The sequence below is a fragment of the Micromonospora sonneratiae genome, assembly GCF_042679305.1.
In the GTDB taxonomy this organism is placed as follows: domain Bacteria; phylum Actinomycetota; class Actinomycetes; order Mycobacteriales; family Micromonosporaceae; genus Micromonospora_H; species Micromonospora_H sonneratiae.
In genome coordinates this window covers 130,133-156,331 of record NZ_JBHTMP010000002.1, presented here as the reverse complement: position 1 = coordinate 156,331, position 26,199 = coordinate 130,133, and the positions used below count along the sequence as shown (strand labels likewise).

22 protein-coding genes are annotated in these 26,199 nt (G+C 68.6%); 12 read left to right on the top strand and 10 right to left on the bottom strand.

Annotation, left to right across the window (positions count from 1 at the left end):
- The first annotated feature begins 63 nt into the window (after nucleotides 1–63).
- Nucleotides 64–285 carry a hypothetical protein gene (locus ACFQ4H_RS02595; RefSeq protein WP_377566486.1) on the top strand — a complete coding sequence of 74 codons (222 nt, stop codon included), beginning with the start codon at nucleotides 64–66 and terminating at the stop codon, nucleotides 283–285.
- 30 nt (nucleotides 286–315) lie between these two features.
- Here the strand turns inward: ACFQ4H_RS02595 and ACFQ4H_RS02590 are convergent, their stop codons facing one another.
- The 3 genes from ACFQ4H_RS02590 to ACFQ4H_RS02580 all read right to left on the bottom strand — a co-directional run bounded on the left by ACFQ4H_RS02590 (nucleotide 316) and on the right by ACFQ4H_RS02580 (nucleotide 1,927).
- The gene (locus tag ACFQ4H_RS02590; RefSeq protein WP_091649947.1) at nucleotides 316–570 is read right to left on the bottom strand and encodes a Smr/MutS family protein; all 255 of its coding nucleotides are present in this window, start codon (nucleotides 568–570) and stop codon (nucleotides 316–318) included.
- A gap of 68 nt (nucleotides 571–638) precedes the next feature.
- Entirely contained in the window at nucleotides 639–1,007 is a 369-nt protein-coding gene (locus tag ACFQ4H_RS02585) for a tetratricopeptide repeat protein (RefSeq protein ID WP_377566484.1), read from the bottom strand.
- 167 nt (nucleotides 1,008–1,174) lie between these two features.
- A complete protein-coding gene (locus ACFQ4H_RS02580) occupies nucleotides 1,175–1,927 on the bottom strand; it encodes an ROK family protein (RefSeq protein WP_377566482.1) in 753 nt (250 codons plus the stop codon).
- 89 nt (nucleotides 1,928–2,016) lie between these two features.
- On the opposite strand from ACFQ4H_RS02580, the gene ACFQ4H_RS02575 reads away from it, so the two are divergent.
- Together ACFQ4H_RS02575 and ACFQ4H_RS02570 are read left to right on the top strand one after the other, a co-directional pair.
- Nucleotides 2,017–3,654, top strand: coding sequence for an ABC-F family ATP-binding cassette domain-containing protein (locus ACFQ4H_RS02575; protein ID WP_377566480.1), 1,638 nt, complete (start codon nucleotides 2,017–2,019; stop codon nucleotides 3,652–3,654).
- 89 nt (nucleotides 3,655–3,743) lie between these two features.
- Nucleotides 3,744–4,466 carry a methyltransferase domain-containing protein gene (locus tag ACFQ4H_RS02570; RefSeq protein WP_377566478.1) on the top strand — a complete coding sequence of 241 codons (723 nt, stop codon included), beginning with the start codon at nucleotides 3,744–3,746 and terminating at the stop codon, nucleotides 4,464–4,466.
- A gap of 321 nt (nucleotides 4,467–4,787) precedes the next feature.
- On the opposite strand, the gene ACFQ4H_RS02565 is transcribed toward ACFQ4H_RS02570, so the two are convergent.
- Complete coding sequence (locus ACFQ4H_RS02565) at nucleotides 4,788–5,402, bottom strand: NUDIX hydrolase (protein ID WP_377566476.1); 615 nt, start codon at nucleotides 5,400–5,402, stop codon at nucleotides 4,788–4,790.
- Between the two features lie 336 nt (nucleotides 5,403–5,738).
- Between ACFQ4H_RS02565 and ACFQ4H_RS02560 the strand changes: the two genes are divergently transcribed.
- Nucleotides 5,739–9,155 carry a phage tail protein gene (locus tag ACFQ4H_RS02560; protein WP_377566474.1) on the top strand — a complete coding sequence of 1,139 codons (3,417 nt, stop codon included), beginning with the start codon at nucleotides 5,739–5,741 and terminating at the stop codon, nucleotides 9,153–9,155.
- A gap of 235 nt (nucleotides 9,156–9,390) precedes the next feature.
- Nucleotides 9,391–9,867 (top strand): hypothetical protein, encoded by a 477-nt coding sequence (locus ACFQ4H_RS02555; RefSeq protein WP_377566472.1) that lies wholly within the window; start codon nucleotides 9,391–9,393, stop codon nucleotides 9,865–9,867.
- Between the two features lie 100 nt (nucleotides 9,868–9,967).
- Here the strand turns inward: ACFQ4H_RS02555 and ACFQ4H_RS02550 are convergent, their stop codons facing one another.
- Nucleotides 9,968–10,897, bottom strand: coding sequence for an endonuclease/exonuclease/phosphatase family protein (locus ACFQ4H_RS02550; protein WP_377566470.1), 930 nt, complete (start codon nucleotides 10,895–10,897; stop codon nucleotides 9,968–9,970).
- A 209-nt stretch (nucleotides 10,898–11,106) separates the two neighbouring features.
- On the opposite strand from ACFQ4H_RS02550, the gene ACFQ4H_RS02545 reads away from it, so the two are divergent.
- The 7 genes from ACFQ4H_RS02545 (at nucleotide 11,107) to ACFQ4H_RS02515 (ending at nucleotide 21,028) form a co-directional block, all read left to right on the top strand.
- Nucleotides 11,107–12,315 (top strand): cytochrome P450, encoded by a 1,209-nt coding sequence (locus tag ACFQ4H_RS02545; protein ID WP_377566468.1) that lies wholly within the window; start codon nucleotides 11,107–11,109, stop codon nucleotides 12,313–12,315.
- The gene (locus tag ACFQ4H_RS02540; RefSeq protein ID WP_377566466.1) at nucleotides 12,312–12,539 is read left to right on the top strand and encodes a ferredoxin; all 228 of its coding nucleotides are present in this window, start codon (nucleotides 12,312–12,314) and stop codon (nucleotides 12,537–12,539) included. Before ACFQ4H_RS02545 ends, ACFQ4H_RS02540 begins: the two co-directional genes overlap by 4 nt.
- Before the next feature lie 40 nt (nucleotides 12,540–12,579).
- On the top strand, nucleotides 12,580–15,519 hold the full coding sequence (locus ACFQ4H_RS02535) for a DUF5691 domain-containing protein (RefSeq protein ID WP_377566464.1): 2,940 nt from the start codon (nucleotides 12,580–12,582) through the stop codon (nucleotides 15,517–15,519).
- Nucleotides 15,516–16,577 (top strand): ATP-binding protein, encoded by a 1,062-nt coding sequence (locus tag ACFQ4H_RS02530; RefSeq protein WP_377566462.1) that lies wholly within the window; start codon nucleotides 15,516–15,518, stop codon nucleotides 16,575–16,577. The genes ACFQ4H_RS02535 and ACFQ4H_RS02530 overlap by 4 nt, the downstream gene beginning before the upstream one ends.
- Entirely contained in the window at nucleotides 16,570–18,927 is a 2,358-nt protein-coding gene (locus tag ACFQ4H_RS02525; RefSeq protein WP_377566460.1) for a DUF5682 family protein, read from the top strand. Before ACFQ4H_RS02530 ends, ACFQ4H_RS02525 begins: the two co-directional genes overlap by 8 nt.
- Nucleotides 18,924–20,102: a VWA domain-containing protein gene (locus tag ACFQ4H_RS02520; protein WP_377566458.1), complete on the top strand. Its 1,179-nt coding sequence runs from the start codon at nucleotides 18,924–18,926 to the stop codon at nucleotides 20,100–20,102. Before ACFQ4H_RS02525 ends, ACFQ4H_RS02520 begins: the two co-directional genes overlap by 4 nt.
- Nucleotides 20,103–20,197: 95 nt before the next feature.
- The gene (locus ACFQ4H_RS02515) at nucleotides 20,198–21,028 is read left to right on the top strand and encodes a hypothetical protein (protein WP_377566456.1); all 831 of its coding nucleotides are present in this window, start codon (nucleotides 20,198–20,200) and stop codon (nucleotides 21,026–21,028) included.
- Nucleotides 21,029–21,161: 133 nt separating this feature from the next.
- Here ACFQ4H_RS02515 and ACFQ4H_RS02510 read toward each other — a convergent pair whose 3' ends face one another.
- From ACFQ4H_RS02510 to ACFQ4H_RS02490, 5 genes are all read right to left on the bottom strand, one after another.
- Nucleotides 21,162–23,150, bottom strand: coding sequence for an ABC transporter ATP-binding protein (locus tag ACFQ4H_RS02510; RefSeq protein ID WP_377566454.1), 1,989 nt, complete (start codon nucleotides 23,148–23,150; stop codon nucleotides 21,162–21,164).
- Between the two features lie 319 nt (nucleotides 23,151–23,469).
- Nucleotides 23,470–24,153 carry an HD domain-containing protein gene (locus ACFQ4H_RS02505; protein WP_377566666.1) on the bottom strand — a complete coding sequence of 228 codons (684 nt, stop codon included), beginning with the start codon at nucleotides 24,151–24,153 and terminating at the stop codon, nucleotides 23,470–23,472.
- A gap of 146 nt (nucleotides 24,154–24,299) precedes the next feature.
- The gene (locus ACFQ4H_RS02500) at nucleotides 24,300–25,217 is read right to left on the bottom strand and encodes a M56 family metallopeptidase (RefSeq protein WP_377566451.1); all 918 of its coding nucleotides are present in this window, start codon (nucleotides 25,215–25,217) and stop codon (nucleotides 24,300–24,302) included.
- Nucleotides 25,214–25,576: a BlaI/MecI/CopY family transcriptional regulator gene (locus ACFQ4H_RS02495; RefSeq protein ID WP_377566449.1), complete on the bottom strand. Its 363-nt coding sequence runs from the start codon at nucleotides 25,574–25,576 to the stop codon at nucleotides 25,214–25,216. The genes ACFQ4H_RS02500 and ACFQ4H_RS02495 overlap by 4 nt, the downstream gene beginning before the upstream one ends.
- 104 nt (nucleotides 25,577–25,680) lie before the next feature.
- Nucleotides 25,681–26,133, bottom strand: a complete 453-nt coding sequence (locus ACFQ4H_RS02490; RefSeq protein WP_377566447.1) for a DUF2752 domain-containing protein — start codon at nucleotides 26,131–26,133, stop codon at nucleotides 25,681–25,683.
- Between the last annotated feature and the right edge of the window lie 66 nt (nucleotides 26,134–26,199).

Below are 26,199 nucleotides of genomic sequence, written 5' to 3'. Positions count from 1 at the left end.
GGCAGTCACGCCGAATTCGGGAAGGTCTGCCGCCAGCAGATCGAGGCCGGTGTCGAGATAAGCGTGCTGGATCTGTCCGCTGTATCGGCACCGGGCCGGAACTTCCTGCTGGACCTCGCCATCTTCGACGGGTCCGTCAGTTACGAGCTGACCCCCGCACCCCAAATCGGCGACATTCCGAGCTTCTGGACCAAGACGACCCTGGTCCTGAAGGAGGACCGCGTACGGGAACGGATCGAGCAGTTCAACGAGCTGTGGGACCTGACCAGCCCGGTGCAGTCGTAGGCCCGACTATTTCCACCGACCGCCAAGGACTTACTTCCAGCGGAAATGGACGAAGAGGCGGCCGAAGTTCTTGGAGTCCTTCTCCACCCGGTGGTAGAGCTGCTTGACGTCCTTCTGGTCCAGGAACCGCAACACCCGCTTCTTGAGCTGCCCCGACCCCTTACCCGGAATGATCTCCACCAGGGTCGCCTTCTTGGCCACCGCCTCGTCCATGATCCCGCGCAGCGCCCGATCGATGTCGTGGCCACGGTTGAAGATGTCGTGCAGGTCGAGCTTGAGCTTCATCGCCTGTCCACCGGTCGGTCGGATCCCATGGTGACCAATCGTAGGCCGACCGGGTCGGCAGCCCCCGCTCAGCGACGGCTGCCGACCCGACTCTCCACCCGACGCAACGCGGTCAGGTACTCCTCGTCCCCGGCGCGCATGGCGGCGGCGATCCGCAGATGCCGCAACGCCTCGGAGGTACGCCCGACCCGCTCCAGGGTGCGGCCCAGCACGTGGTGGGCGTAGTGGTCACTCGGGTCCCGTTCCACCAACGCCCGCAGCTGCTCCTCGGCCCGACCGAGTTGGGCGGACCCGAAGTAGGCCCGGGCCAGCAGTTGGCGTACCGCAGCGTTGTCCGGCTCCGCCGCCACGATGGGCTCCAACAGCCGGGCTGCCTCGGTCGGGTCGCCTGCCTCGAAGAACATGGTCGCCCGTCGGTACTCCGCCAGAAGATCCACGACCCACCTCCTCGTAGTGCCACGTCCTACCGACGCTGGCACAAACTCCGCCAGCCCTGCGAATCTTCCGCCCCTCTCTTCCCCACCGTGCGGGCCCGGAATCACGGATCGGGTGGCCCCGGGAGGGTGGACTGATGGGGATCGGGAGGGCGGGCGGTCATCGGAAGTCAGCGGGGACGGATCGCCCAGGCCCGGACCCCACCGACGATGCCAGCTGTGTTGGGTACGACCACCACATCGTCGCCCATCCGTGCCACCTGCTCGGCCCGGATCAGCCGCGAGTTGCCACCGCCCAGATACAACCGGTCCCACAGGAAGACCGGTCGTAGACCGTCGACGACGCCCCGTACCCGGCGGGACCAGAAGGCGTCGCCCAACCGGCGGCGCTCCGGTTCGCCGATGTAGGTGTCGTAGCTCATCCCCCAGCGCGCCGGAGCCTGGGACAGTTCCAGGTGCGGCGCCAGCACACCGCCGTCGAAGAGGGCACATCCCAGCCCGGTCCCGAGGGTGAGCACCAGTTCCAGGCCGGTACCGGCGACCACACCGGCACCGTGTACCTCGGCGTCGTTGAGCACCAGCGCCGGCATACCGAAGGCGTCGGTCAGACCGCTCTGTACGTCGAAGCCGGACCACTCGGCGACCAGTTCCGGGTCGACCCTCGTCCGCGGGCCGGATCGGGTGACGTAGTGCGGGGTCGACACCACGACCCCGTGCCGGATCATGCCGGGCATTCCCACGGTCACCCGGTCAGCCCTCGGCAACTGGCTACCAAGATCTAACAGGGTCTTGATGAAGAGAGAGGGTGGCAGCGGGTACGGCGTGGGCACCCGCAACGGCCGGGCGTGCATCGTCCCTGCCTCGTCGAGCACCGAACCCTTGATACCGCCGCCGCCACAGTCGATCGCGAGAGTGGTCACCACAGGCACAGTCTGCCGGGCCCACCCGTTGCCCACCGGGCCGGCACCAATTCGCTCGACATCTCCCGGGTGCCCGGTAACATCGAGCCCTCATGAGCGCCACGCTGATCGTAAAGGACCTCGCCGCCGGGCATGGCGATCGTGTCCTGTTCTCCGGTCTGGACCTCGTCGTCGCCCCCGGCGACGTGATCGGCCTGGTCGGGGCGAACGGCGCAGGCAAGTCGACGCTGCTCCGTACGCTGGCCGGGCTCACTCCGGCTGAGCAGGGCACGGTGCAGCTCAGTCCGCCGACGGCAACCGTCGGACACCTGCCGCAGGAGCCGGACCGCCGGCCGAACGAGACCGTACGGGAGTTCCTGGCCCGACGTACCGGTGTCACGGCAGCGCAGGCGGCGCTGGACGCGGCGACCGAGGCGCTCACCGTCGGAGCTGCCGGCGCGGACGACGCGTACCCGGCCGCGCTCGACCGCTGGCTGGCGCTCGGCGGTGCCGACCTTCCCGAACGGGCCGAGCAGATCGCCGCTGAACTGGGCCTGACGATCGACCTCGACCAGCCGATGACCACCCTCTCCGGTGGTCAGGCCGCCCGCGCCGGACTGGCGTCACTGCTGCTCAGTCGCTTCGACATCTTCCTGCTCGACGAGCCCACCAACGACCTGGACCTGGACGGGCTACGCCAACTGGAGAACTTCGTCACCGGGCTGCGGGCCGGGACGGTGCTGGTCAGCCACGACCGGGAGTTCCTGACCCGTACGGTGACCCGGATCGTCGAACTGGACCTGCCCCAGCAGCAGATCCGCCACTACGGCGGTGGTTACGCCGCCTACCTGGAGGAGCGCGACATCGCCCGCCGCCAGGCACGAGCGGACTACGAGGAGTACGCCGACACCCGGGCGAACCTGGAGGCACGGGCACGGACCCAGCGGGCCTGGATGGAGAAGGGTGTCCGCAACGCCCGCCGCAAGGCCACCGACAACGACAAGAACGTCGCACACTTCCGGGGCGAGACCAGCGAGAAGCAGGCCGCCAAGGCGCGGCAGACCGACCGGCTGATCGAACGCCTGGAAGTGGTCGAGGAACCGCGCAAGGAGTGGGAACTGCGGATGGAGATCGCCGCCGCACCCCGCGCCGGAGCGGTCGTCACGGCGTTGCGCAATGCGGTCGTACGGCGGGGTGACTTCACCCTCGGCCCGGTCAACCTCCAGGTGGACTGGGCCGACCGGGTCGCGATCACCGGCGCGAACGGTTCCGGCAAGTCCACCCTGCTGGCCGCGCTGCTGGGTCGGCTGCCGCTGGACGAGGGACACGCGTCGCTCGGTCCCGGGGTGGTGGTCGGCGAGGTCGACCAGGCCCGGGGACTGTTCGTCGGCGATCAGCCACTGCTGGACGCCTTCGGTGCCCTCGTACCGGAGACGACACCGGCGGAGGTGCGGACGCTGCTGGCGAAGTTCGGCCTGCGGGCGGCCCACGTGCTACGGCCGACCGGCACCCTCTCCCCCGGCGAGCGCACCCGGGCGGCGCTGGCACTGCTCCAGGCACGCGGGGTCAACCTGCTCGTCCTCGACGAGCCGACCAACCACCTCGACCTGCCCGCGATCGAACAACTGGAGTCGGCGCTGGCGTCCTACCCCGGCACCCTGCTGCTGGTCACCCACGACCGGCGGATGCTCGACGCGGTGCAGACCAACCGGCACCTCCACGTGACCGCCGGTCAGCTCAGCGAGAGCTGAACGGCCAGCTGAGCAAGGGCTGAAAGGTTGCCCGCCGCCAGGCGTAACCGGCGCGCAACCGGGTAGCCCCGGCCGGGAGGTGACCGGAAATGGTCGCGCTGGCACACTCGTCGCCCTCCGCCACCCGACTACGGGCGGTGGACGACTTCCTCAGCGAGGCGTACGCGGACCTCGTCAAACACGACGACCGGCTGCGTGACAACGCGGTCGAGGTCCGGTTCGACCGGGGGGTCGCGCACCTGACCGGTGACGTCGCCGACGCCGAGGAACTCCGCCTGGTACGCCAACTCGTCGGGCGGCTGGACGGGGTGCTGGCGGTCTGGTCCCGGGTACGTGTCGGCGGGCGACAGCCGATCGTGCTGGATCTCGGCTGCGGCCCGGCCAAGCAGTACCCGGACAATCTCGGCTTCGACCTGCGGGTCGCGCCGGGGGTGCACGCCCAGGCCGACCTGTCCCGCTCGTTGCCGGTCGCCGACAACTCGGTGGACGTGATCTTCACGGTGCACATCCTGGAGCACCTGATCGACTTCCTGGTCCTGGTGGACGAGTGCCACCGGGTGCTCCGGCCCGGCGGGGTCCTGCACGTGATGAGCCCCTGGTGGCAACATGTCAACGCGGTCGCCGACCCGACCCACGTACGGCTGCTCGACGTACAGACGATCAAGGGAATCTGCCAGCGACCGCCGGGCACCCCGCGGTGGTATCCACTGCACGCCGGCTGCGACGGTGCGTCGATCTTCGCTGATCTCACCCCGTTGGGTGTGGACGACCCGGAACCGGCCGCCAGCCACATGGCCCGCTTCTTCGACTAGCCGGCCTCGTCGCGTACGTCGGTGGCTGTCCGACTGTCGAGCTGGGTGCACAGACGGGGCACACCTGCCCGGCGACTACTGGACCCTGCTGGGCCAGGCAGACCTGGTCCGCTGGCGGTCATGACGATCAGGGTTCGTAAGCATCTGCTGTCCCAGCAGCAAAGGCAGTGCCAGCGGACCAGCAGCCCCTTCGGCGTACGCCTCGTTTGTGCACCCAGCTCGACAGCCTGAACAGGGGCGACCGGGATTCCGCTCCCCGTCGGCCTGCGTAGCCTTCCGCATGACCTTCCGAGCCGACGTGATGCCGGAACGGACAGGAAATCAACCGGTCCTGTCGAGTGCGGCCAGCAGCTTGGCGGCGAACCGGTGCAGCTGCGGGTCGAGGGTGTCGGCCGGTTCGGCGAGGACGTCGCCCGGGGTCACCCACCGGATCGCCGAGAACTCCTCCTCGTCGTACGAGACGATCGTCTCCCGGTCGGCGCGCAGGACGTACCAGAACGAGACGTCGGTGTGCTGCCCGAAGCCACGGGTGGTCGTGACGGTGAGAAAAAACGGCCGGTCCCCGGTCAACGTCGACGGTACGGCCGAAATCCCCAACTCCTCCCGGCACTCGCGCGCGACGGTGTCCCACGGGTGTTCCGCCGGCTCCACGTGACCTCCAGCCGGCAACCACAGTCCGGCCTTACGGTGCGCGACCAGGAGTAGCTCGCCCCGGTCCTCGTCCAGCATCACGAAGTAGCTGACCAGGTGCTTCGCTGGCACGTCTGGCTTTTGTGTCCGGTAGAGCGGCTCGCCGTCGGCGATCCACTCCGCCGTACCGACGATGTCGGCCCGTTCCGCGTCGTCCCATGGCTCGATCCCAGCCAGCAACTCCACCAGCCGAATCCGGCGCAGTGGCTCTGTGGTGTCTGGGGTACGGGCACGAGTCGCGATCACTGCGGCATCTTGCCAGTGTCGTACGACATCGCCTAACCGGTTTCTGACACATCGACCACTGCCCTTAAAGGCATTTATCGATGCCCATACCTGTGCCTTGGAGTTTCCACCCGATTACCGGATGTGGCAAAGACTCGACAGAACACTGAGTTGTGGCGACGTGTCCCAATTCGGGGGTGCCGCATGAAAGCGCCGGCCGACCGTGAGGGAGCCGAGCACCGGGCCGTACGGAATTCGGCGATATCGCCTGATCGGTCACCCGCCGACAGCGAGGCCGGGGCGGAATCCGTGGCCACTCCTGCTCGGCGAGCACCCTCGTCGGCACTGACTCCTGCAATGGCACAGCGGTTGCAGGCCGCCGCCGGCAACCGCGCGGTTTCGGGACTGATTGCCCAACGGCGTACGGCCCCGGCACGTCCGGCAAAATCGGCCAAGGCGGCGTCCAGCCGGCCCACCGCACCCACCGGTCCACAGCAGACCCAGCGGGGCGGGACAGTCCCGGCGTCGGAGCCGGCGGCTTCGGTCGGGTCGTCGACCGTCGATCCGGGCTCGTCGTTCCTGTCTCCGGTGCAGCGGTTGGCGGCGGATGCGTCGGTGGTGTCCCGGCCGCCGGCGTCCGGGGATCCGAAGTTCACGGCGTTGACGGCGGACGTACGCGGTAAGCAGAAGCAGATGTCGGCGCATCCGCCGGCGTCGTCGGAGGCGGCGAAGGCCCAGGGCGCGGCCAAACCGCCGCCGGACGACAGGGAGGCCCAGGGCAAGACCGCGAACGCGGAGAAGATGAACGCGGCGAAGCCGGGCGAGTTCGACAAGGCCGGGTTCGTACGGGCGGTGAACGAGGCGATCGCCGCGCAGGCCCCGAAGAACCTGGACGAGGCCGACAAGTTCGGTGAGTCGGGTAAGGCCGACGCGGTCAAGGGTCAGGTGCAGGGGCAGGTCACCGACGGGAAGAAGACCTCGGCGGAGGCGATCGACACCGCGACGAAGGCCCCGCCGGACACGTCGGCGGCGAAGGACAAGCCTGTCACCCCGCTGGTCGCGGACCGGCCACCCGGCACCCCGGGCACCCCGGACCCATCGAAGGCGGTGCCCGGCAGGGCTCCTGCCGCCGCTACCGACTTCTCCGACGGGCCGGCGCAGGTCGACCAGCAGATGGCCGACGCGCAGGTCACCGAGGAACAGTTGGCCAGGTCGAACGAGCCGGAGTTCACCGACGCGTTGAAGGAGAAGAAAGCCGGCGAGCAGCATTCGGCGACCGCGCCGGGTCAGGTGCGGGCGGCCGAGGCGCAGACCCTGGCGGGGGCGAAGGCTTCGGCGGGTGCGGCGGGTGCGGCGGCGATGACCGCCCTGGCGGCGGACCGGAAGCAGGCCGGGCAGACCGTCGGGGAGGGTAAGGAGGCGGCGAAGGGTTCGGACGAGGCGAAACGGGCGCAGGTCACCGCGGTCCTGCAGAAGGTGTTCGACGCGACGAAGAAGGACGTCGAGGGCATCCTGTCCGGGTTGGACAGGAAGGTCGACGACGCGTTCGGCAAGGGTGAGAAAGCCGCCCGGGATGCGTTCACCGCCGAACACAAGCGGCGGATGGACGACTACAAGGACAAACGCTACTCGGGGTTGGTCGGGAAGGGGCGGTGGATCAAGGACAAGTTCGCCGGCCTGCCCGAGGAGGCGAACCAGATCTTCGTCACGGCCCGGAAGGGTTACGTCGACCGGATGCAGCAGGTCATCTCGTCGGTGGCCGACATCATCGGAACAGAGTTGGGTCGGGCCAAGGCACGCATCGCCACCGGCCGTGACCAGTTGCAGGCCGAGGTGAAGAAACTCCCGGCCGACCTGCAGGCGATCGGGAAACAGGCCGCCGGGGAGTTCAGCGCGAAGTTCGACGAGTTGACCGAGTCCGTCGACGCCAAGGGCAAAGAGTTGGTCAACACCTTGGCGTCGAAGTACAACGAGGCGTTGAAATCGGTGGACGAGGAGATCGCCGCCGAGAAGGAGAAGAACAAGGGCCTGATCGCCAAGGCCGTCGACGCCGTCGGCGGAGTCATCAAGACGATCATGCAGTTGAAGGACCTGCTCCTCGGGGTCCTGGCCAAGGCCGCCAGCGCGATCGCCGGCATCCTGAAGGACCCGATCGGGTTCCTCGGCAACCTCGTCACCGCGGTCGGCGCCGGCCTGAAAGCGTTCATGGCCAACATCGGCACCCACCTGAAGAAGGGCCTGATCGGCTGGCTCCTCGGCGCGATGACCGGCGCCGGCCTCGAACTACCCGCCAAGTTCGACCTGCGCGGCATCATCACCATGATCGCCTCCCTGCTCGGGCTCACCTGGGCAGCGCTACGCGCCCGGATCGTGTCCCGCGGCGTGCCCGAACCCGCCATGACCGCCGTCGAAGCGTCCGTCCCCGTCGCCCAGAAACTCCAATCCCAAGGCGTCGCCGGGGTCACCGACGAGATCAGCCAGCAGGTCGGCGACCTGAAAGGCAACCTCCTCGGCAAGATCAGCGAATACCTCATCCCGACCGTCCTGATCGCCGGCATCACCTGGATCATCTCGCTGCTGAACCCAGCCAGCGCGTTCATCCGCGCCTGCAAAATGATCATCGACATCGTCACGTTCATCGTGACCCAGGGCGCCCAGATCATCGAATTCGTCAACGCCGTACTCGACGCTGTCATCGCCATCGCCAAAGGCGGCACCGGCGGCGTCCCCGCCCTCATCGAGAACGCCCTCGCCCGATCCATCCCCGTGTTGATCGGCGCACTCGCCGCCATCCTCGGCATCGGCGGCATCGCCAACAAGATCCGATCCTTCTTCCAAACCCTCACCAAACCAGTCCGCAAAGCCGTCGACTGGATCACCGACAAGATCGTCACAATCGGCAAGAAACTCTGGACCAAACTCAAGAGCAAAAACAGAAGTGGCAACAACGGCAAGGATCAACGATCCGCGACGGAGAAGACGGCCGCCGTCAAGGCTGCGATTCGCGACGCCGAAGCCATAATGGACAAACCAGGAAGCTCTCGCCAGAAAGTTCAGAGCGCTCTGTCGCGAATTAAATCTCGCCACAAGCTCAATGAGATAAAAATTGTCGATACTCAGACCAGTTTCCACGTTTATGCGTCCATCAATCCAGACGACACGTCGAAAGAAAAAGACAAGAGCGAAATAGTAGAGATCGCCCGAGAGGATATCAGCACCACAAAGCCGGAGCTAAGCAAAAGCAGCTGGGATGTGAACCTCAAGGCCAAAGTGCCGGGGGGGTCTGTACTGTGGGGAATGGCTTCAGTCAACCTAGATAAGAACGGGAAGCCAGACACCGAGGGGCCGTCGATGTACATCAGCAAAAAAGACATCACCATCGACACCGATGAAATAGAGTTCAAGGGTAGAAAGATCACCCTCAAGACAAAGTTCTCAATCACCGACGTCGCATTGGAACTCGTCAACGCTGCTTACAGGTCAACCTTTGGATCAGATCCGCCCGTACTCAACGGCAGCCTAGCCGAAAAGAACAAGGCAAACTTCCAGCGCGAGTGGCACAAAGCCCAGCTTGCCAACCCAGGAGCGGACTCCGACACCTGGGCCCAGACGGCGATCCGCAACATTTCCTTTGGCCGCTCACGGATCGCCTTAGGGTACGACTTATTCGAGTTGAAGATGGGCCAACTCACCCTCGTGGACCTCGGAGAGGAGTTTGGCTTCCAACGAGTTCCCGACACAATCAACATAGTTGCCAGGAAGTCAAAGCCGTAGTAGCGTCTGCACACTCGATAAAATCGGAAACCTCGTTACTGCGGAGCCCATCTTGATCGACAACTTAAATGCATTACCTTCAGAGGTTCTCGAGGAAGCTCGACACCTCCAAGGACTCCAACAATACAAATTCCTACTCTCACGGACGTCAAAACGCAACCATCCATTCCTGGAGTCATTCATCTCAGATGTGGTCGAGGGCCGCCAGAATACCGTTTCGTGGAGACGGGGTGGAGTGCTCGTACCCGAGCGGCGACTGGCGGAAATCCTGCAAATTTCGGCCGCAGAGATCCTCTCACCCCTCGATGCGCCTGGCAACATTGGCTGGCAGCGTGTAGCCGTACCTTCGGGCTCCAGAACACGCGATCCATATGTCGGTGCGCCCGCGACCCGGCACGACGAAATCGACTACCTGTGGTTCCCCAAAGAAAACGCCACCCGCATCGCCCTCGCCGCGGCCGTTCTCGAACCAGTCACTCGACCCGAAGTCGCCGTTCGTCGGTGGATAGCACATCGGACCGCTATCGTGCTGAGGGCCACGAGCCATCGATTCACCGATATAGCCGACATCGCCCGGGCGCTGGACATCAATGTTTCTCTACTGTCAGCCGATGCCATCGCGGCGCTACATGGGCTCATAGCAGAGTCGCATGGCGATTTAGAAAATGAGGCAACATTTGGTTTCTCCGGCCCAGACTCACTGTACGAGTAGCGTCCCGACCGTTTGGCTGACCAGCCTTTTGGAGAGGACAACCGCCCTTGGTTATCAGAAGATCTCACGCTAGAAATGAGGATCTTCCACCACGAGCCGGTCAGGTGGTGATCGAGACGGTCACGGTGCCGATCAGGATGCGGTGGTCCGAGCAGGCGCCGCCGCAGCTGGTCGAGATGGCCAGCGAGTCACCGTCGTACGACCCGACGATCCGGTTCTGCCGTACGAAGATCAGGTCGATCTTCTTGCCCTGGCCGCACAGCCCCTCGGTATTGCCGTCGTACACCGTGGTTTCGCCGTAGCCGACGCAGCGGGAGTCGGTGTCGTCGAGTTCGCGGTAGAAGCCGGTGTTCCCCGAGTTGTTCGGGACGTTCAGGCTCGACGAGTACCAGGGATTCATCCGCCCGTAGTGGGGCTGCGCGTTGAAGTCGCCCCCGATGATGACGGTGTCCCCGGCGGTGTGGAACGCCTCCACCCTGGTCAGCACCTCACCCAACTGCGTTTCGTTGATCTTCCTGCCGTTGATCACCTCGTTGGACGGGGTGATGTGGGTGGTGCAGAACCTCAGGTGCGGTCGCGCCGCCAGCGGCGCGCAGAGCAGCTTGCGTGTCTCGGTCGTGCCGTCGGCCGCCAGTGCGTACCGGTTGGCCGAGCCGAGCGGCGCCTTGCTGAAGATGGCCACCCCGAACGGCTCGCCACCGCAGGCGGTGTCGTTGTGCGGCTCGAAGCGGGAGAAGTTCTCCACGTCCTGCGGCCAGCCGGAGCTGCGCAGGTTGGCCTGCACCGCCTTGTACTGGCTCCAGCAGAGTTCGTTGAGGGCGGCGAAGTGCGACGAGCGGTTACGGATCGAGTTGCTCAACGCCGGGATCAGACCGTTGGTGGTGGAGCCCCGGTGCATCTTCCAGCCAGCGACGTTCCAGGACCAGACGTTGTAGGTGGCGTTTACCGTCGCCGCCTGTGCCGGCGTCGGCCCGGCCAGCACGGCCAGCGTCGCGGCCACCAGCACCGCCAGAGTCCTGCGGAGTCGCATCGGTTCCCCTTTGGATCGTCGGTCAGCCCCGGCAGTCCGAGCGGGCCGCATCGATCTTCACACATGTCGACAGACGAGATCCATAGTGGCCGGTGGATTAATCGGGCACTCTTGACTACCATCCGCGATTGGAACATGACTCAACGTCAAAGCTGATTCGCGCCGTCCCGACTCGCACCCGACCCGTACCGACAGGGGGAGACACCGAGATGACGGACAACCAGCAGACCAAGGACGTACGCGCCTACCCGTTCGCCGGACCGGACCGGCTCAACCTCGATCCGACCTACGCCGAGCTGCGCCGGGAACAACCGCTGATCCGGATCCGGCTGCCGTACGGCGAGGACGCCTGGCTGGCCACCCGTTACGCCGACGTCAAGACCGTCCTCGGCGACCTCAGGTTCAGCCGGGCCGCCGCCATCGGGCGCGACGAGCCACGCAGCACACCCCAGCTGATCCAGGACGGCATCCTCACCATGGATCCCCCGGACCACACCCGACTGCGCAAACTGGTGGCGAAGGCGTTCACCGCCCGTCGGGTGGAGCAGCTCCGACCCCGTGCCCAGCGGATCGCCGACGAGCTGATCGACCGGATGGTCGCCACCGGGCCCCCGGCCGACCTGGTCGAACACTTCGCCACCCCGCTGCCGATCCGGGTCATCTGCGAACTGCTCGGCGTACCCTTCGCCGACCAGGGCCGCTTCCACACCTGGTCGGAGGCGATCGTCTCCACCACCTCGCTGAGCCCAGAGCAGATCGACGAATACCTCGGCAACCTGCACGCCTACATGGCGGACCTGATCGCCCAACGCCGCCACGAACCGGCAGACGACCTGATCAGCGCGCTGGTACGGGCCCGGGACGAGAACGCGGACCGGCTCACCGAGACCGAGATGGTGACGCTGGCCGCCGGGCTGCTGGCGGCCGGGCACGAAACAACCGTCACGCAGATCTCCAACTTCGGGTACGTCCTGCTGACCCATCCTGTCGAACTGGCCCGCCTCCGGGCCGACCCCGGGCTGATCCCGAACGCGGTGGAGGAACTGTTGCGCTACGTACCGCTCGGTGCGGCCTCGGCCTTCGCCCGCTACGCCAAGGAGGACGTCGAACTCGGTGGCGTCCTGGTCCGGGCCGGGGAGCCCGTGCTGGGGGCACTCGCCTCGGCCAACCGCGACGAGACCGTGTTCGCCGAACCGGATCGACTCGACCTCACCCGCGAATCCAATCCGCACATCGGTTTCGGGCACGGCGTGCACCACTGTGTCGGAGCACAACTGGCGCGGATGGAACTCCAGGTGGCACTCGGCTCGCTGGTGGACCGCCTGCCCGGCCTCCGACTCGCGGTACCGGAACCGGAGCTGGCCTGGAAGAGTGGTCTGCTGGTACGCGGCCTGAGCGCACTGCCGGTGACCTGGTGAGCGGCGACTGGCGGGTCACCGTCGACCGGGACCGCTGCATCGGATCAGGTATGTGTACCGGGGTCGCCCCCGAACACTTCGTACTCGTCGACGGGAAGTCCACCGCGACCGTCGACACGACGGCACCAGCGGAGACGGTGACGGACGCGGCGGACTTCTGCCCGGCAGAGGCGATCACCGTACGAAGCGTCACCGACGGCCAACTGATCGCACCCGAGCAGTAGCGGGTGCCGTCTTGTCGGACCGGGTCCCTATGGTGTCGGCGTGCCAATCGAACGGTGGACCACCGAACAGATTCGTGCCCTGGCTCCCGATGCCAGCTCCATGGCGAGCGCCCAGAAACTCAGTGGCGCGGCCAAGTGGACGGCGACCGGCCTCAGCGACGACGTGCTGTGGGGACTCTGCCAGGGCAGCGGTAAGAACCCGTACCAGGCCTGCATCGACCTGAGCGAGCCCGCGTACCGCTGCTCCTGCCCGAGCCGCAAGTTCCCCTGCAAACATGCGCTGGGCCTGCTGCTCCTCTGGTCCGGCACCGATGTCGCGGAGCAGACCGCCCCCACCTGGGTCGACGAATGGCGTGAGTCGCGGGCCGCCCGGGCGGCCAAGGTGAGCGCCCGACGGGCAGCGGCGGCGGACGGCCCGGTGGACGAGGCCGCCGCCCGCAAACGGGCCGAGCAGCGTACCGGCCGGATCACCGCCGGTCTGGCCGAACTCGACCAGTGGTTGCTGGACCAGGTCGGCCAGGGCTTGGCCGGCGCGGAGCAGGCCGACAACAAGGCGTACCAGACGATGGCCGCCCGGCTGGTCGACGCGCAGGCCCCGACGGTGGCCGGTGCCGTACGACGCCTCGGCGACATTCCCGGCGTCGGTGCGTACTGGACGGACCGGTTGCTCGGCGAGCTGGCCATGGTGCGCCTGCTGGTGGCCAGTCACGCCCGGATCGACGAGCTGCCCGACGACCTGGCGGCCACGGTCCGCGCCCGGATCGGCGTCCCGGTGTCGACCGACGAGGTGCTGGCCGGCAGTCCACTGCGTGACCACTGGCAGGTGCTCGGGCAGGTCGACGAGGCCGAGGACCGGCTGACGGTTCGACGTACCTGGCTGCGCGGGGTGAACTCGGGACGGTTCGCGCTGGTGCTGGCCTTCTCCGCCCCCGGTCAGGCACTTCCGGCCGACCTGGTGCCGGGCACCGTGCTCGACGCCGAACTGTGCTGGTACCCCGGCGGGCTGCCGCTGCGGGCACTGGTCGCCCGCCGGCACGGTCAGGTCGAGTCGATGGGTTCGCCGGCCGGTGCGACGTCGGTACGGGTGGCGTTGGCCGCCTGGTCCGCCGCGGTCGCCGCAGACCCGTGGTGTGAACGGGTCCCGATGCTGCTGGCCGACGTGGTGCCCAGTTCGGACGGACATCTGGTCGACTCCGTTGGCGACGCCCTGCCGCTGCACCCCGGCGACGAGGATCCGTGGTGGCTGCTGGCCGCCACCGGTGGTCAGCCGGTCACCGTCGTCGGTGAGTACGATCCGGCCGGCTTCCGCCCCCTCGCCGCCTGGCCGCAGGACCGCTACCTGACTGCCGTACCCGGCACCGACCGGTTCCGCCCGACGCCGCAGCTGCCGCCGGAACTCGTCGCCACCGCACTGGTCGGCACCAAGCGTCGGCCCGATGCCCAGGGGAGTGTGACGGTGGACGGGCACCTGCTGCGGTGCACCGGAGCTGCCGCACATTCCGACAGCCCCGGTACGCAGGCCGGCGGCCCCACCGACCCGGCGGCCGTACTGCTGGAAACCGCTGCGGTCGCGTTGACCTACCGCAGGGCCGGGGTCACCGTGGCCGGTGGGCGGGCACCTGTCGCCACCGCCCCCGAGGAGACCCGACCGGTGGTGCCGCAGGCAGCGGTCCGCCGCCTGCACGAACTCCTCGCGGGTACCCGTCGGGACGGCAACGGCATCGAGCTGCCCGAGGACGCCCTGGCCGACTGGCTGCGCTACGCAGCCGAGCGTGGCTACCGGGTGCCGGTCGAACTGGTGCCCGCCGTGCTGGACTTCGGTCGGCCGAGGAACGAACTTCGTTCCGTGATCTCCGCTGTCGCCGGTCAGCGGGGAAACTGGCTGGCGACGCAACGTGCCCGCTGGCAGTACCTGCTGGTCGAAGCGGAGAACGTCCCGGTCGTCGCCGACCCGGGCCTCTGGGGAACCGGTACCCGGGAGGAACGGCTGGCCCACCTCCACGCCGTACGCCACGTCGACCCGGCCGCCGGCCGTGACCTGCTGGCCTCGACCTTCGACACCGAGCCCCCGAAGGACCGGGCGGAGTTCGTCGCGGCGCTGGCCACCGGCCTGTCCCTGGCCGACGAGGAGTTGCTGGAACGGGCGCTTCGCGACCGACGCAAGGAGGTACGCCTCAACGCCGCCGCGCTGCTGGCCACACTCCCCGAGTCGGCCTGGTGTGGGCGGATGGCGCAACGGGCACTGCCCTGCGTACGGCTGGAACCGGACGAGACGGGCCAGGACCAGTTGGTCGTCACCCCGCCGACCGAGGCCGACACCGACCTGCGTCGCGACACCACCCAGACCGTGCCGACCGACAAGGCCGGGCTCCGGTCGTGGCTGTTCGAGGAGGTCGTCGCCGGCACCCCGCTCGACGACTGGACCACCGCCTTCGGACGCCCCGCCGAGGCGGTCCTGCAACTGCCCGTGGCCGACAACTGGAGTTCGACGCTGTACCAGGGCCTGGCCCGGGCCGTGTTGGCGCAACGGAACGTGGCCTGGGCGGTCGCCCTCATCGATCGCCTGGCCGGGGCGAGGAAGCAGGAACTCCGCTCCTACCACCGCCACACGATCGGCGAACTGTACGGCGTGCTGCCGCCCGCCGAACTGGCGAAGCGGATCGCACATGGCCTGCGCCACGAGCCGGAGCGCGCGCAGCACCTGGTCTCCATGTTGCCGACCCCGTGGTCCGACGAGGTGGCCGACGCCATGTTGGTCGCACTCGACGCGCTGGGTCGCCACGGCGACCGACACGGCTGGTACATCAGAAACCTGTGCCGACAGGCAAGCGGGGCCATGCCCGTCACGTACGCCGAGCCGGTCGCCGCCCTCGCCAAGATCCTGGCCACCGACCATCCGGACCGTGGTGGGGGCAGCAACCTCACCCAACTCGCCGCCGACCTCACCTACCGCCGCAACATGTACGAGGAGCTCCAATGACAGTGATCCGTCAGCACGCCGAGCAGCAGTTCGCCGAGGAGTTGGCGCTGCTGGCCGCCGCCGACGACCGGCCCCGCCCGCCCGGCTGGAAGCTGTCGCCACAGGCCGTGGTCACCTATCTGCTCGGCGACGGCGGCAAGGTCTCGCCGAAGTACGTCGGACCGCGCCGACTCATGGAGGTCGCGGTGGCGACCCTGGCCACCGACCGGGCGCTGCTGCTGCTCGGCGTGCCGGGCACCGCCAAGACCTGGGTCTCCGAACATCTCGCGGCGGCGATCTCCGGTAACTCGACGCTGCTGGTGCAGGGCACCGCCGGAACCGCCGAGGAGGCGATCCGGTACGGCTGGAACTACGCCCGGCTGCTGGCCGAGGGACCGTCGGAGGCGGCGCTGGTGCCCAGCCCGGTGATGCGGGCGATGCAGACCGGTGCGGTGGCCCGGTTCGAGGAGCTGACCCGGGTGCCCTCCGACGTGCAGGACACCCTGATCACGATCCTGTCGGAGAAGACCCTGCCCGTACCGGAACTGGGTAGCGAGGTGCAGGCCGCCAAGGGCTTCAACATCATCGCCACCGCCAACGACCGGGACCGGGGGGTCAACGAACTGTCCAGCGCGTTGCGCCGCCGGTTCAACACCGTCGTGCTGCCGGTACCCGGCTCCGCCGACGAGGAGGTCGACATCGTCGCCCGCCGGGTGGCGCAGCTCGGCCGGTCCCTGGAACTGCCCGAGGTGCCCCCGGCCATGGAGGAGATCCGCCGGGTGGTGACCGTCTTCCGGGAGCTGCGCACCGGGTTGACCGAGGACGGCCGTACCAAGCTCAAGTCGCCGACCGGGACGCTCTCCACCGCCGAGGCGATCTCCGTGGTCACCAACGGCTGGGCGCTGGCCGCGCACTTCGGTGACGGGGTGCTACGGCCGTCCGATGTGGCCGCCGGCATCGTCGGCGCGGTGGTCAAGGACCCCGCCACCGACCCGGTCATCTGGCGGGAGTACCTGGAGACCGTGGTCCGGGAACGCGACGGTTGGCTGCCCTTCTACCGCGCCGCCCGCGATGTCTGAACGCTTCTACGGGGTACGCCACCACGGCCCGGGTTCGGCGCGGGCCGTGGTGCGGGCGCTGACCGAACAGCAACCCGACCTGCTGCTGATCGAGGGCCCGCCCGAGGCGGACGAACTGGTCCGCTGGGTCGCCGAAGAGGGGCTGGAACCGCCGGTGGCCCTGCTCGGCTACGCCACCGACGATCCCCGGAAGGCCGGGTACTGGCCGTTCGCGGTCTTCTCCCCGGAGTGGCAGGCGATCCGCTGGGCGGTGGCGCACAACGTACCGGTGCGGTTCTTCGACCTGCCGTACGCGTACCGCGTCGGTCTGAAGTCGGCGGACCCGACCGAGGGCGTCACCGGGGAGACGCCGGCCGAGGCGTCGGCGGACGTGCCGGCCGAGCCGGCTGCGGAGGCATCGGCGACCGGGGAAACGCCGGCCGAGGACGCTACCGGGGAGGCGGCACCCGACGGGGCCATGCCCTACCGGCCGACCGACCCGATCGGGGAACTCGCCGCCGCTGCCGGCTACGACGATCCCGAGCGCTGGTGGGAGGACGTCGTCGAGCACCGGGGCGTACCGGTCTTCGAGGCGATCGAAGAGGCGATGACCGCGATCCGCGCCGAAGCACCGGAGGATCCGCAGGACCTGCTCCGCGAGGCGTACATGCGCGGGGTGCTGCGGGAGGTGCGCAGGACGCACGACAACATCGCCGTGGTGTGCGGCGCGTGGCACGTGCCCGCACTGACCACCAGCGTGCCGGCGGCCCGGGACAACGCCCTGCTCAAGGGGCTCAAGAAGGGCAAGGTCACCTTCACCTGGGTGCCCTGGACGTACGGTCGGCTGACCTCCTGGCAGGGGTACGGGGCCGGTGTCCGCTCCCCCGGCTGGTACCACCACCTGTTCACCGCACCGGACGAGGTGCTCACCCGCTGGCTGGTCTCCGCCGCCGGGGTGCTGCGGGACGAGGGGATACCGACCTCGTCGGCGCACGTCATCGAGGCGGTACGCCTCACCGAGTCACTGGCCGCCCTGCGCGGCCGGCCACTGGCCGGTCTCGCCGAACTGACCGAGGCCACCCGGGCGGTCCTCTGCGACGGTGAGGACCTGCGCCTCGATCTGATCGACCAGCGGCTGGTGGTCGGTGAACGCCTCGGTGCCGTGCCGGACGGTGTGCCGATGGTGCCGCTGGCCCGGGACCTGGCCGCCCAGCAACGCACCCTGCGACTCAAGCCGGAGGCCCTGGAACGGCAGCTCGACCTGGACCTACGCAAGGACACCGACCTGGGCCGCAGCCGACTGCTGCACCGGTTGCGGCTGCTCGGCGTCGGCTGGGGCGAACCGGGCGACGCCCGCCGGGGCAAGGGCACCTTCCGCGAAGGGTGGCGGCTGCGCTGGCAGCCGGAATTCGCGGTGTCCCTGGTCGAGGCGGGCCAGTACGGCACCACCGTCGAGGCCGCCGCAACGGCGAAGATCGCCGAGGCGGCCCGGGACGCGGGTTCACTGGCCGAACTCACCCCACTGGTCGAGTTGTGCCTGCTGGGTGACCTGACCAACGCCTATCCGGCCGTGCTCCAGGCGCTCCAGACCCGGGCGGCGCTCGACGCCGACGTGGCGCACCTGATGGCGGCGCTGCCGGCGCTGGCCCGCACCCTGCGTTACGGCGACGTACGTGGCTCCGACCTCGGGGCGCTGCGGCACGTCGCGGAGAGCCTGCTGGTCCGCATCTGCGTGGGCCTGCCCGCCGCGGTCGTGTCACTGTCCGACGACGCCGCCCGGGCACTGCGCGACCACGTCGACGCCGTCCATTCCGCGATCGGTCTGCTCGACGATCCGGACCTACGTAACCGCTGGCTGGACACCCTGGCCTCGCTGGCCAGGCGGGGCACCGAGGCCGGCACCGCCCCGCAGCATCCCGTCCACGGTCTGCTGGCCGGCCGGTTGACCAGGTTGCTGCACGACGCCGACCGCCTCGACCCGGCAGAGACCCGGCGACGGATGGGTCTGGTACTCACCGTCGGAACGCCAGCCCCGCAGGCGGCCAACTGGATCGAGGGCTTCCTCGCCGGCGGTGGCCTGCTGCTCGTCCACGACGTGTCCCTGCTGTCCGTACTGGACGAGTGGTTGACCGGCGTCGACCCGGACTCGTTCACCGACGTGCTGCCGTTGCTGCGCCGTACGTTCGGCACGTTCGCCGCACCGGAACGCCGCTCGATCGGTGACCGGATCGCGGGCGGCACCGCGCTCGACGACGACGCAGGCAAACTGCCCCCGATCGACCACGACCGGGCGGCGCTGGTCCTGCCCGCCCTGACCACCCTGCTCGGACGGGAGATTCAAGTGATCGAGCGAAGCGAGGTGGCCGCGTGACCGCGCACGTCGCCGATGCCAACGTCGACCCGGAGCGGCTACGCCGCTGGCGGTTGGTGCTCGGCGACGCCGCCGACTCCCCCTGTGGGAAGGTGACCGGTACGGACGCCACCATGGACGCCGCGCTCGCCGCCCTCTACGACAGCACCGAAGCCAGCGACGGTGGCCGGAAGCGTACGGGCGGGCTGGGTGGCTCCGCGCCCCGGGTGGCCCGCTGGCTCGGCGACATCCGGGAATACTTCCCCAGTACGGTCGTGCAGGTCATGCAGGCCGACGCGATCGAGCGGCTCAACCTCAGCCGGCTCCTGCTGGAACCGGAGATGCTCGACGCGATCGAGCCGGACGTCCACCTCGTCGGCACCCTGCTCTCGCTCAACCGGGTGATGCCGGCCAAGAGCAAGGATGCGGCCCGCCAGGTCGTCCGCCGGGTGGTGGAGCAGTTGGAGCGCCGGATCGCGCAGAAGACCCGGGCTGCGGTGACCGGGGCCCTCAACCGGGCCACCCGGATCAACCGCCCCCGGCACAGTGACATCGACTGGGATCGCACCATCCGGGCCAACCTCCAGCACTACCAGCCCGAATACCGGACGATCGTGCCGGAACGCCTGGTCGGCTACGGTCGGCGTACCAGCTCGGTGCAGCGGGACGTGGTGCTCTGCGTCGACCAGTCCGGCTCGATGGCGGCGTCCGTCGTCTACTCGGGGATCTTCTCGGCGGTGCTGGCCTCGATGCGCTCGCTGCGTACGTCGCTGGTCGTCTTCGACACCGCCGTCGTGGACCTGACCCCGGAACTCCACGATCCGGTGGAGGTGCTGTTCGGCACCCAACTGGGTGGCGGCACCGACATCAACCGGGCGATCGGCTACTGCCAGGGTCTGATCACCCGGCCCCGGGACAGCATCTTCGTGCTGATCAGTGACCTCTACGAGGGCGGCGTACGCGCGGAGATGCTGCGCCGGGTCAGTTCTCTCGTCAGCGCCGGGGTGCAGGTGGTGGTGCTGCTGGCCCTGTCCGACGAGGGTGCACCGGCGTACGACCGACAGAACGCGGCGGCGCTGGCCGCGCTCGGCGTACCGGCGTTCGCCTGCACGCCGGACGCCTTCCCCGACCTGATGGCCGCCGCCATCGAACGTCGCGACCTACAGGCCTTCGCCGAGCAGTTCGCCGACCGGTAGCTCCCTGCGTCGCCTGCCCCTCCATCGGTGCTGGGGCGGGCGGGCGACGCAGGGCTCCAACCGGGGCCTGCTGCGCCTACCATGACGCAGTGCTGATGACTGACTGGTTGTCCGATGTCTGGGCACGGACCCGGACGGTGTGGATTCTCAGCGGCGGCCTGGCCGATGGACCGCTGGACGACCGTGAACTGCTGGCCGAACTGGTCGACCCGGACCAACTGAGCCGGGCACGGGAGCTCACCACGAATGGCAGGTTCACCGGCGACATCTGCCGTTGCCTCGGAGGCCCGACGCTGGCTCTCTACGATGTCGACGATCAGATTCTCGGCAGCGCGACCCTCCACGGGCACGGCAGTGTCTCGTGGGAGCGGGACAGGTTCGCCGACGACCTGGACGTGGCCGAACCGACCGCCCTGACGCTGTTCCTCTCCGAGTGCGGCGTCAACGGCATTCTGAGCAGCAGCCTCTTCACCGACCTGGCGAAGGCTCTCGGGTACTACGAGAAACCCAGAAGGCCACAGTTCCGTCCCGCGAAGCTCCCAGCGACACTGGCCGAACGCCAGGTGCCAGATCTCCTGCGCGACGATCTGGTCGGCGTCACCGGGGACGGCACCGCGAAACTCCCGGACGAGCGGGTACGCGAGTTCGCGCTGCGGCTGGCCGCCGCCGAGCCGGATCCGGTGGCGCGGGCCGGTGCACTGCTGAACTGGCTGGGCCGGCTGCCGTACCCGACGGAGGCGATGTGGGGTGAGGGTGTCCTCGTCCGCCGGTTGCTGGCCACGGTGACCGATGCGGACATCGTCACCGCGGCAGCCGCTGGTGAGCCGGTCGTGGCGCTGGGTGCGCTCAACTGGGTAGCCCACCAATCGGACGACCGGGCGGTCGCCGCCGCGATCGCGCCGACCCTGCGTCGGCTGCTGTCCTGAACAGACGGAGCCGGGCCGGCTGGACGGGCTGGACGGGCTGGCCGGGCTGGCCGGGCTGGACGGGTGGCACAGGTGGGACCCGCGCGGACAGGTGGGGCCGAGCGACGGGTGGGACCGGCCGGCACACCACCGATCAGCCCTGCACCACGCCGGAGGTCGCCTCCCGTCCGTCGTGGTCGGGCACGTCCAGGTATCCACTGGCCTGTAGTTCGAACAGCTCGCGGTAGAGGCCACCTTCGGCCATCAACTGGTCATGGTTGCCCTGTTGGATGAGACGCCCGTGTTTCATCACATAGATCTGGTCGGCGTGCCGGACGTTGGCCAGCCGGTGGGTGATCAGGACGATCGTCCGGTCAGGATGCCGACGTAGGTTCTGGAAGAGCGCATGTTCGGCGCGGGCGTCGAGCGCGGCGGAGGGCTCATCACAGATCAACAGGCGGGCGTCACGGTAGAGCCCGCGCGCGGCGACAAGGCGTTGCCACTGCCCGCCGGAGAGGTCGTGGCCATCCTTGAACTCCCGGTCCAGGAGGGTCTCGTAGCCACGGGGCAACCCGTTGATCATCTCGTGGGCGGCGGCGGATTCGGCCGCGTCGACCATGCTGGGCCCGCTCTGCCCCGCTGACCGGTCGTGCCGGCCGACCATGATGTTCTGACCGGCAGTGAACGGGAACTTCCACCAGTCCTGACTCATCACCGCGACCTGGGCACCAAGGTCGTACGGGTCGAGCCGTACGGTGTCGACCCCGTCCCATCGGATCGTGCCGGAGGTCGGCCGGTAGAGTCCGGCGATGAGCTTGGCCAGGGTCGTCTTGCCGGAGCCGTTCTCGCCGACCAGCGCGACGACCTGTCCTTTTCGTACCGACAGGCTGACCCGGTCCACGGCGGGCTCCCCCGTGTCCGGGTAACGCAGACTGACCTCGTCGAGGTCGATGGTCTCGAAGCCGCTGGTCGGTTCACCACCGACGGCTCGGGTGTGGGTTCGGGCCCGGTCCAGGAAGTCGCGGAAGTCCTGGTAGTAGAGGGCATCCTCGTACAGGGAGTTGGTGGCCTGCACGGCGGTGCCGAGGCTGTTGTGGGCGGCCTGTAGCGCCAGCAGCGCGGTGGCGGCAGCGGCCAGCGCCACGACCCCACCGAGTAGCAGCCCACCTAGTACGGCGTAGACGGCGAAGCTGGCCAGCCCGGCAACGGACGCTCCCAGGACCCGGGTGGTGGTCTGGGCGCGGACCAGGAGAATCTGGGCCCGCGCCTCGATACTCATGACCCGGCGGTACTCGGCGAGGAGGAATCCGCGCATCTGGTACGCACGTACCTCGGCTGCGGTGTGCCGGTTGGCCATCAGGGTGCCGAGCATCCACATCCGCCGACGCCGGGTGATCCGGGCCAGCATGGCCAGATACTGGCGGCGGGCCATGCGTACCGCGGTGACAGCCTGGGGAATCCCGGCCAGCAGCAGGCAGGGCAGGAGTACGGGCTGGATCACCGTCACCGCGGCGGCGGTGGCGACCACCCCGACCACCCCGGTGATCAGGTTGACGGTGTCGTCGACGATCGAGGCGGCCTCGGTGACGCCCCGGTTGCGGGCCCGGTCCATCTCCTCGGCGAACCCGGCATCGTCGAACGCGGCCAGGTCCACGGCGGTGGTCGCCTCGAACATCCGCAGCTCGACCTCATAGTTGATCAACGGGGTGAGCCTGGCCTGGGCCCACCCGGCCGCGATGCCGAGACCGCCTCGGGCCATCACCGCCAGTGCGGCCAGGACCAGGGCCGGGGCGGCGGCACGGACCCGGTCCGGCGTGGGTCCGGAGGCGAACAGTTCCCGCAGCACGTTACTGGTGGCCAGGAGGCCGAACGTGGTCATCACGCCGGCAGCGATGTTCAGGCCGATGGAGGCTACGGTGTCCACCCGACTGGTCGACCAGGCCAGCGCCACGGCCTCCCGGACCAGGTGCGGCAGGCGTCGGGCCACCGACCAGAAACTGGTGTGCGAGAAGGCGGTCGCGTGGTGCAGCCAGCCACGGTCCTCCAACTCCGGCAGGATCTGTTCCGCTGCTTCGGTCTGCTCCGCTGATTCGCTCTGTTCTTCGGTGGCTCGACGTCGCTGACGTACCCGGATGGATGTCATCGCTGCTCCTCCGTCACTGGCCGGAGTTCCGTCCGCAGCACGGTCCTGGGCCACGGTGTCGGCTGCAGCATCGGGTGGCCGCGAGCACGCAGGGTGGCTGCCAGCACCGGTTTCCTGCCAGCGGGGTACGGAACCGCCAGGAGCTTACGATGCGCAACCAGACCCTGTCTTCAGGTAATCGGCGCGTCGCGACGAGACGATGGTGACGGCAACTGTGACGGCTCGCGACGGTGACAACCCGCACGGTGGCAGCTCGCGACGGTGACGGCTTACGACGGCAACGGCTAACAGCTGTCCCGTCGGTGGGGCGAAGCGGAGCTCAGTCCTGAAGGATGGCCGCGAACCGCGTCTCCGCGAGTTCGAACTGTTCGAGGATGTGCTGCTTCGCCTCGTCGTCCAGTGGGGTGTCCGGCCGGGCGACCAGTTCCCGCAGGACCGGCACCAGCGGACGGTACTTGGCCGCAGCCCGGAGGACCTTGGAACCGGTCGCGTGGATGACCCCCACGCCGTTGTCGGTGAAGTCGGACGCCTTGATCACCCGCGCCCACGGATCCCGGTCGAGGCTGGCCGCGACATGCTCGCGGTACTGCTCGTCCCGGTCCCGATCCGGGTCGTACTGCGGGTTGGTCACCGAACGGACGAGGCCCGCGACCCGTGGACCGAAGTCGCGGGCCAGCACCTGAAGCGCCGCTGCGGTCGCGTCGACGGGCTGGCCACCGGCCAGGGCCTCAGGGTGGTCCTCGACTGCGTCGTGCAGCAGCGCGGCGACGATGACGTCGACGTCGTACACGCGGTAGTAACAGATGATCCGGATCGCCACCCGCAGCAGGTGGTTGAGGTACGGCTCGCGTACCCGCCGATCGTCCCGGTGCAGGTGATCCGCCAACGCGAGCGCCCGGTTGAGCTTCTCCTGCTCGGCCTCGTCGAACCGGGCGATCTCCAACGCGAACCGCTGCCGCAGCCCGTCCTCACCGTAGACCTCGGTGATCGCATGCAGTGGCATCGAAATCAGGTACGCCGGGATCGTGTCCTCCACGGTGCATTTCTACCTGATGCAGATGACGATGTATGCAATGGCGGTCCGCCCAGATCCGAAGACCGTGGTCAGCGCTGTCCGGGAGACGGCGGTCACCCCGATCCGGGAGGCGCTCAGCCGCACATTGCGGCGATGGCGAGGACACCGGCGAGGGCCGGTGCCACCAGGGCTGCGGTCGTTGCCGCGAGGCGGCCCGGCAGACGACGAGCGGGCGCGGCAGTCTGGAGGCGGTGCAGGCGCACCACCACGTCCGAGCCGGACATCGACAGGGCATGGGCGGGACGGGGCGCCTCGGAGAGCGCGATCAGCGCCGCTCCCACCGCCCCCGGCCCACAGGCGCGGACGGCGGCGTCGTCGGCGCACAGCTCCACCAGCAGCCGTACGGCGTCCGGTGCCTGGCGGGTCAACGGCAGCCAGGGCAGGGCTGCGGCAAGGGCGTCGACGGCGGAGACGATCAGGTGGTGTCGACCGCGCAGGTGGGCGTGCTCGTGGCAGAGCACCGCCGCACGCTGTGCCGGTGGCAGTTGCTCGACGCCGTCACTGACGACCACCAGGCCACGGCGACCACCGACGCTGTAGGCGACCGGTGCCGCGTACGGCATCCGCAGCACCGGCTCCGGACCGGGGCCGGTCGTACCGCCGAGCAGGGTGAGCAGGTCCTGGTGGGCCTGTCGCAAGCGGCGTTGCGCCCGCCAGTGCCGCAGCGTCGCGGTCGTGAGGCGCACCAGCAGGGCGACCAGGGCCAGTGCACCGACGGCCCCGAGAGCTTCGTCGACACCGGGGCGCTGGAGATGGCGTACGGCCAGCCAGCATTGGTGCGCCAGATATCCCAGCCGGGCCTGCTGGCCGCCCGGGATCAGGAGCAGCACCACACCGGCGGCGAAGGTGAGCACCGTCGCGGCGGTGACGATCAGCCAGCCGAGCAGGACGGTGAACGGGTCCCGGATCCGGTGGACCGCCGGATTCAGGACGGCCGGTGCCAGCCAGGCCAGCACCAGCGGACCGACGACCAGGGCGAGGGCGAGGCTCACCGGTCGCCCGATCGCTCGTCCAGGACCTGCCGCAGCACGGCCAGTTCCCGTACGGATGCGGAGCGGGCAAAATGCAGGAGTACGACATCCGGGTCGGTGCTGGTCTCCAGCATGCGACGTAGCGTCCGGGCGGTGATCTCCTCGCGGGTGCCGGACGGGCGGTAGCGGTACGCCTTGCCGTCCTTGTCGCGTAGCACCCACTGTTTACGGTGCAGGTTGTCCAGCACCGTCATCACGGTCGTGTAGGCCAGGGTACGGCTGGTCGACAGCCGGTCGAGCACCTCACGTACGCGAAGTGGGGTGTCTGCCTCCCACAACACGTCCATGACGACGGCTTCCAACTCGCCAAGGCCGTTCACCGCACCCGCCTTTCGGACATTCCCGCCAGCTTACGCCTGCGCCAGCCGGCTGCCCGCCTGCCCGCCTGCATCAGGCGGACCACTCCCGGCATGAGCGCCCCCGGTCACGGGGTCAGGTTGGGGATGTCGAACCAGGTGAACGGCGCCCAGGGAAGGTTACGCAGCACCGTGCTGTAGAGCAGGAATGCGGCGATGTAGGTGGCGTACGCCCAGGCGGGCAGGCGTAGCGCGGGCAGCGCCCGGCCGAGCCACACCGCAGCGAACCAGCGGATCCCGGCGTAGGCCAGGAACGGCACCGCGACCAGGGCGAGCAGATGATGCCGGGCGGCCTGCACCAGGTCACCGTGCAGTAGGTAGTAGAACATCCGGGTTCCGCCGCAGCTCGGCCCGTTGATGCCGGTCACCGCGTGCCACAGGCACGGTCCGGTGGGATCGGCGATCCGGTCGGTGGGGTCGAACCGCAGCACGAAACCGACCGCCGCCGCGAGGAGGGCCACCACGCTCGCTGTCGCCCACCGATGTGTCCTGACGTTGGAGATCTCCACCGGGCTCCCCATGTCCACCTCCACTCCCCATCTACTAGTACGCCATAGTAGGTCACCTACTATGGCGTACTAGTAGCA

Excerpts from the sequence above, each read along its gene's own strand:
- ACFQ4H_RS02590 (WP_091649947.1), bottom strand. The coding sequence starts at position 570 with ATGAAGCTCAAGCTCGACCTGCACGACATCTTCAACCGTGGCCACGAC.
- ACFQ4H_RS02575 (WP_377566480.1), top strand. The coding sequence starts at position 2,017 with ATGAGCGCCACGCTGATCGTAAAGGACCTCGCCGCCGGGCATGGCGAT.
- ACFQ4H_RS02570 (WP_377566478.1), top strand. The coding sequence starts at position 3,744 with ATGGTCGCGCTGGCACACTCGTCGCCCTCCGCCACCCGACTACGGGCG.
- ACFQ4H_RS02560 (WP_377566474.1), top strand. The coding sequence starts at position 5,739 with ATGGCACAGCGGTTGCAGGCCGCCGCCGGCAACCGCGCGGTTTCGGGA.
- ACFQ4H_RS02550 (WP_377566470.1), bottom strand. The coding sequence starts at position 10,897 with ATGCGACTCCGCAGGACTCTGGCGGTGCTGGTGGCCGCGACGCTGGCC.
- ACFQ4H_RS02545 (WP_377566468.1), top strand. The coding sequence starts at position 11,107 with ATGACGGACAACCAGCAGACCAAGGACGTACGCGCCTACCCGTTCGCC.
- ACFQ4H_RS02530 (WP_377566462.1), top strand. The coding sequence starts at position 15,516 with ATGACAGTGATCCGTCAGCACGCCGAGCAGCAGTTCGCCGAGGAGTTG.
- ACFQ4H_RS02525 (WP_377566460.1), top strand. The coding sequence starts at position 16,570 with ATGTCTGAACGCTTCTACGGGGTACGCCACCACGGCCCGGGTTCGGCG.
- ACFQ4H_RS02515 (WP_377566456.1), top strand. The coding sequence starts at position 20,198 with ATGACTGACTGGTTGTCCGATGTCTGGGCACGGACCCGGACGGTGTGG.
- ACFQ4H_RS02510 (WP_377566454.1), bottom strand. The coding sequence starts at position 23,150 with ATGACATCCATCCGGGTACGTCAGCGACGTCGAGCCACCGAAGAACAG.
- ACFQ4H_RS02505 (WP_377566666.1), bottom strand. The coding sequence starts at position 24,153 with ATGCCACTGCATGCGATCACCGAGGTCTACGGTGAGGACGGGCTGCGG.
- ACFQ4H_RS02490 (WP_377566447.1), bottom strand. The coding sequence starts at position 26,133 with ATGGGGAGCCCGGTGGAGATCTCCAACGTCAGGACACATCGGTGGGCG.